Source organism: Nitratireductor sp. GCM10026969 (assembly GCF_042660605.1).
Lineage (GTDB): Bacteria > Pseudomonadota > Alphaproteobacteria > Rhizobiales > Rhizobiaceae > Chelativorans.
Window position 1 is genome coordinate 1 of the sequence record NZ_JBHSUM010000211.1, and the last position, 5637, is coordinate 5637.

Below are 5637 nucleotides of genomic sequence, written 5' to 3' on the forward strand. Positions count from 1 at the left end.
CGCCGACGACCGCACCGCCGGTTCCGGCGATCGCATCGCCCACCACGGCGCCGCCGAGGCCACCCACCGCGGCACCGGTGATCGTCTTTTCGGTGGTCGTGCATCCGGACGCCATGAGGGATGCCACGAGGACAACAGACAACATGCCGATTTTCTTCTTCATTTGCGGATCTCCAGACCTCGATTGATCAGATGTTGCCTGTGATTCGCAAAATTAGCCGCTTGGCCCGGCAAAGCAAGAACGTGAAGCGCGCATTCGGAATTACTCGCTTTCGCGGCATCGAAGGCCAACCAGGCTAGCCAGAAGGTCATGCTCGCCGCGATCCCGCGCGAGAAGCAGGCGCTGATCGGGCTGTCGGGCGATTGAGCTGAGATGCTTGCCAACCAAGAAAAAACGGCAGCGGCTCAGTTCGTATTTCAGCCCGGGTGCAAGGGCCGCCGGCGCCTGGCCGGCAGCCCCTGACGTTATTCCATTTCCTGCCAGTATTGCCGGATTTTGGTCGCCACTTCCGGATTGGCTTGGGCAGCCTGGAAGATTTGGTTGTAGGTCTGGAGCTCCAGTCCGTTCGACTGAACCGCCTGGACAATCTCCTGATTGGCCTCATTGCGCAACTGCTCGGCCTCTTGCCCCTCGGCATCCTGAATACGCGGTTTCCACTTGTCCGCCACTTCCTGGACTTCGAGCGAGGCCTGGGCGAACGCCCTGATCGTGCCGTCGTCCAACTCGGGGGTTGCCTGGGGCTGCGTCTGCTGTGCGGGCTGCTGAGTCTGTTGTTGTGCCTGAACCGAGGTGACGCCTGGTGCAAGCGCCAAAAGGGCGGCGGAGCAAGTCGCGGCAGCCAAGGTTTTGGGGGGGAACTTCATTGCGTTGTTTCTCCTGTTGCGCGCCGCCGGAATAGTCGGCGCTCATTCGCAATCGGAGCGCCGCACACGCGACACTCGTTTCACAGACGGGTGCAGGAGACGATGAGTTCCCCGCGTGCCGGACGATCGAACGGAAATTTTTTTCGGAACTAACCAACGCTACGCCCCGTCCTTTTTCCAGAACAAGGCGGGAGAGAAACCCTTTGACCGTGGTCCGGAGCGGCATGTCAGACGAACTGAAGTGGATGATCGAGCGGCAGATTCCGCATCTGCGCAGATATGCCTTTGCGCTGACCCGCGACCGCGAGACAGCCGACGAAATCGTGCAGGACAGCCTGGAAAGGGCGCTTCGCAAGCGGCATCTGTGGTCGCGTCGCGGCAGCATCCGAAGCTGGCTGTTTCGGATCCTCTATCGCCAGAGCATCGAGCACTATCGCCGTTCGCATCTCGACACGATCCCGGCCGAGACGGGTGTAATCGACAACGCAGTGGCCCACCCAGCAAACCAGGAAATGCGCGTCGACTGCCTCAAGATGGCCGAGGCACTCGAACAATTGCCGGCGGAACAGCGTGCCGTGGTGCTCTTAGCGGCGCTTGAGGGGCTGCCCTACGACGAGATCGCCGAGATCACGGGCGTTCCTGTGGGCACGGTGCGCTCGCGCCTGTCACGAGCGCGCGAGACGCTGCGTCTGTTCCGCGAATCCGCGCCGCCCGACAGACGGACAGCCAAGCTGAGGATGGTCAAATGAAAGGCATCCCGCAAGACATTCGCGAAATCGACTTGATGGCCTACGCGGACGGGCTTCTCGAAAGTGATACCGCTCGCAAGAACGCCGTGGAAGCGTATCTTGAGTCCCATCCTTCCGAGGCTGCCCGCGTGGCAACCATTATCGAAGACAACCGGGCGATCCGAGAGCTTTATGCAGCCGAAATCGGGCGACCGGTTCCGCAGTGGCTGCTACGCACCGTCCGCGAACCGGCGCCAAGACGTCGCCGCAGCTCGGTCGCGATCGCTGCGAGCGTGTTCCTTACGGCCTTGGCGGCGGGCGGCGGCTGGTTCGTCGGCCAGCACCGCGAGGTTACCTCAGTCTCGGCGGAGTTGCTGCAGGCGGTCGCGGGTGAGCACACGAAGCCGAGAGCGCAGACCGCCGTCAGCATGGCTGCCGCCGATGGAAGTGGTGCGTTGCTATCCGAACTGTCCAGGAATGTGCTGATCGAGGTGCCGGCGCCCGACCTGAGCGTTCATGGCTTCGGTCTGGCCGAGCGCAGCCTCGTTACCGTGGCGGGAGAGAAGATGGTGCGCCTTGTCTATCGCTCGTCCAGCGGGGTGGTGAATCTGTTCATGCGCCTGCGCCAGCATACGAAGACAACCGCTACAAGGCGCTTCCGGGCGGATGATGTCTATGTCCATTACTGGTCTGAAGGGCCTCTGGCTTATGCACTGACGACCGATGCGCAGGCTAGCGGGACGCAGCTTGCGCAGGCCGTGCGCAATACCATCAAGCCCGGACGCTTCATCGAACAGCCGCCAGCGAGCGTCCCTGGTCAGGGCGAGTCGATGGCAGCAGACGGCGCGCTCGGCGTCCAGCAGCCGGCCGAACCGGCGTCGCCAAGTCCGCAGCCGAGCCAATTCAACTGAGGGAGACCAGCCTTTGGGCATGGGGGCGAACGAAAGCGCCGCAACCGGGCGCCATTTAAACTGATACGGAGGTTTACCGAATGAAAAAGTTGCTCGCAGCGGTCCTCGCTTCCGCATTTGCAGCGCCTGCGTTCGCACAGGCCATTACTTTCGAGTCTGTCGACGCCGATCAGAGCGGAACGATCAGTCTGGCAGAGCTGCAAGCGGTTGTTCCCAACATAACGGAAGAGACTTTCCGGGCAATCGATACGGATGGAAGCGGAGAGCTTTCGCCGGAAGAATTCGCCGCGATCAGTGGCGGATGACCGTCCCACAACAAAGGAGGGAAAGATGAAAAGGATACTTCTCGCTTCGGCCTCGGCCCTGACCCTTTTTGCCCTTGCCGGCTGCGATGGCGGTGGCGAACCGCCGCCGCAGGGCGGCACGGGCATGGAGCCCGCGCCAACGGACACGGCGCCGCAGACCGGCACAGGTATGGGCACTGCACCGCAAACCGGTACAGGCATGGACCAAACCGCACCGGATCAGCCCGCGACCGGCACGTCCCAATAAGGGCGTGTCCGGATTCCCTGGCTTTTTTCGGGCCGTCAAGGTGCGAACGCCAGAACCTGTTTTCCCGGCGGAGACACGCCGGGGGAACATTCAAAGCATATCTCCTCTGCTGTGCCTTCGAGCAATCCGATCTGTCATAACGGATACGATCTCAGGAGGAACAGAGGAGGGCAGAACCCATCCTGCCTGGCGATGCAAGCCTTGCGGTTAGACTAAACCACTCCCAAGCACCGACTCCCCTTTGCCCCTGACACTGTCAGGGGCTTTTTCTGTGGATCGCTGTTGTAGCAAAGGGACCTCTCCCGCGCGGCAACAACGCGTACTGGAAACAGTGAAACTGCACGCGGCGATCAAAGCGGCCCGCCAGCTGCGACATCACTGCGGGTCGAACACTATGGGATCAAGCAAGTAGTCGGCGTTTCGGATTCGGCAAGTACGGCTAAGTTCAGACGAGATGACGTTCGCCGCAAAACCCGATGTCAAAATTGCAAAACGCGCTGACCGGCTACTACCACCTTGCAACCTTTTGAAATTAAAGAGTTATGGTGGGCTCGGAGCCGTCCATGAAGCCTTGTATTCTACGGGGTTGAGGGTGCATTACCCCCCTCGTTACCCCCATAGTGTTCATGTCCTGTTCTCGCGCTTTTAGGACCGTTTGATCTGTTCAAGACGATAGTTTCCATCTTTTCGCGACGTGGAAAACCCATCAGATTTCAGGCCATTGTTTCCCTCCGAGATAGGCTTCGTGAGCATTAGACGCTGAATCGATACGATCGAGCAGGTCCGCAAGAGGCTCGCCAAAGAGTTCCTCCCACTGCTCACCGCACATGAACTCGAAATAGATTGCCAGAGTCTCGGTGATCAATGTGCATAGGGCAAAGATAACCTGTGGTCTGGGATACTGCCATTCGAGATTCGGTGTAAAGCCACCCTCTCCGTCCCACTCAACATGATTGGAGTAAATCTCGTGCCAGTTGCCGTGGACGCTGTGTGACGGACCAGCGAACGCGCCTAGATAGATATCACCGAGCCCCACTGCTTCCGCTTTATCAAACAGATTCTTGCCTCCCCATGGACCCTTCTGTTCCAAGTCAACATCATCCAGGGAGACCTGCGCTACGGTCGCCGCGCGTTCGATCGACTTGAGCATTCGGTCTTCGATCGGAAGCATGACGCCATTGCGGGCCGCGACGTTGCTCAACACTCGATCGCGCAACTTTCGCTCATGACGGAGGGAGTATTTGACGTATTCGTCGATCAGTGTCGGCTCGAAGTGCTGAACCATGTAACGGATATTGACCAGCGTCTCGAAAACAAGGCGCGCAAAAATGAATGCCGACTCTTGGCGCTTTTGCGTGGTCTGATCGAGCACTGTGTGGACCAGCTTGTATAGCCGAACCATGTTCCCGCAGATCGCGGCTCTATCCCTGTCCCATACCGGCTTTTCGCCGAATGTAGATGCAGCCACGCAGACCCAACTGCCGGTCTCGATCATGAGATCAACAGCGAGGCCCGTGAAATCATCTTCTCGCTCGAATGCTGCCATCTCGTCAGCATCGACCTTCGTTCTCCCAATCTCAGGTAGATTTTCAGCAGTTAGTGGCTTCACGCTGCTGTGTCCCCGCTATTCACTTTATGCGACCAAAGTCCTTCGAATAAGAATTTCAAGCGGACTCATAGCATCAAACTCGTTGTCATTCTGCGCAGTGGGCACTGCGACAGTGGGGGCTGATCATTGAATGCGGCGGATAGGTCGATTTAACAGCAAAATACCCCCAAACAGACGTTTGAATCCCGGGAATTTCCTGCTAAATTATTGATTTAATTGAACAAAAAGTGTCCTGGTGGGCCCGGAGGGACTCGAACCCCCAACCAAGCGGTTATGAGCCGCCGGCTCTAACCAATTGAGCTACAGGCCCGGTGCGGCTGAATTAATGGGTTTCATGGCCGGGCACAAGACAGGAGTGCCGCAATCGTTTCATAATCGCTCCTTACTGCTAGTGCGCATCATCTACAAAGGAGATTGTCATGAGCCGTTTTTTCGTCCCGCTTGTCCTTGCGGCTTCCGCGCTGGCGGTGCTGCCGGCCGCCGCGCAGGGGCCCGACCTCAGGCCGAAGATCATGGTTACCGGCGAGGGCGAGGCGCGGATCAGCCCGGATATGGCGATCATCGCGCTCGCAGTCCAGCGCGAGGGGGAGACCGCGCGCGAGGCGATGGACGAGAACAACGCGGCCATGGCCGCCGTCATCGCGGCGCTGAAGGAAGAAGGGATCGAGGCCCGCGATCTGCAGACCAGCGGGCTGTCAATCGATCCGCAATATGTCTATCCCAACAACAACAACGGCGAGGAGAAGCCGCGCATCACCGGCTACCGCGTGACGAATGCGCTGACGGTGCGTGTCCGCGATCTTGAAAATGTCGGTGAAATCCTGGACCGTTCCGTATCGCTCGGGGTCAATCAGGGGGGCAACATCACGTTTACCAACGACGACCCGTCCGAGGCGCTGAGCCAGGCGCGCACGCGGGCGGTGGAGGACGCGGTCGCCAAGGCGCGCACCCTTGCCGAGGCTGCCGGCGTGTC

Annotated in this window: 7 protein-coding genes and 1 tRNA gene; 5 read left to right on the top strand and 3 right to left on the bottom strand. The window is 59.4% G+C overall.

Translation table 11 applies throughout. The features are described 5' to 3' along the window. Positions 1 to 465: 465 nt before the first annotated feature. The gene (locus ACFP9U_RS23375) at positions 466 to 864 is read right to left on the bottom strand and encodes a DUF4168 domain-containing protein (RefSeq protein WP_322451943.1); all 399 of its coding nucleotides are present in this window, start codon (positions 862 to 864) and stop codon (positions 466 to 468) included. A gap of 224 nt (positions 865 to 1088) precedes the next feature. On the opposite strand from ACFP9U_RS23375, the gene ACFP9U_RS23380 reads away from it, so the two are divergent. The 4 genes from ACFP9U_RS23380 to ACFP9U_RS23395 all read left to right on the top strand — a co-directional run bounded on the left by ACFP9U_RS23380 (position 1089) and on the right by ACFP9U_RS23395 (position 3055). Beyond that, the gene (locus ACFP9U_RS23380; protein WP_378625135.1) at positions 1089 to 1613 is read left to right on the top strand and encodes an RNA polymerase sigma factor; all 525 of its coding nucleotides are present in this window, start codon (positions 1089 to 1091) and stop codon (positions 1611 to 1613) included. After that, positions 1610 to 2503: an anti-sigma factor family protein gene (locus ACFP9U_RS23385; protein ID WP_378625137.1), complete on the top strand. Its 894-nt coding sequence runs from the start codon at positions 1610 to 1612 to the stop codon at positions 2501 to 2503. Before ACFP9U_RS23380 ends, ACFP9U_RS23385 begins: the two co-directional genes overlap by 4 nt. 80 nt (positions 2504 to 2583) lie before the next feature. After that, positions 2584 to 2808 (top strand): EF-hand domain-containing protein, encoded by a 225-nt coding sequence (locus ACFP9U_RS23390; protein WP_378625138.1) that lies wholly within the window; start codon positions 2584 to 2586, stop codon positions 2806 to 2808. Between the two features lie 25 nt (positions 2809 to 2833). After that, positions 2834 to 3055 carry a hypothetical protein gene (locus tag ACFP9U_RS23395; RefSeq protein ID WP_378625140.1) on the top strand — a complete coding sequence of 74 codons (222 nt, stop codon included), beginning with the start codon at positions 2834 to 2836 and terminating at the stop codon, positions 3053 to 3055. A gap of 706 nt (positions 3056 to 3761) precedes the next feature. On the opposite strand, the gene ACFP9U_RS23400 is transcribed toward ACFP9U_RS23395, so the two are convergent. Both ACFP9U_RS23400 and ACFP9U_RS23405 read right to left on the bottom strand, forming a co-directional pair. After that, positions 3762 to 4664 carry a DUF5677 domain-containing protein gene (locus ACFP9U_RS23400; RefSeq protein ID WP_322451947.1) on the bottom strand — a complete coding sequence of 301 codons (903 nt, stop codon included), beginning with the start codon at positions 4662 to 4664 and terminating at the stop codon, positions 3762 to 3764. A gap of 233 nt (positions 4665 to 4897) precedes the next feature. Continuing rightward, positions 4898 to 4974 (bottom strand) — tRNA-Ile (locus ACFP9U_RS23405). A gap of 109 nt (positions 4975 to 5083) precedes the next feature. Here ACFP9U_RS23405 and ACFP9U_RS23410 point away from each other — a divergent pair. Continuing rightward, a partial coding sequence (locus tag ACFP9U_RS23410; protein WP_378625142.1) for an SIMPL domain-containing protein occupies positions 5084 to 5637 on the top strand: 554 nt, incomplete at its 3' end.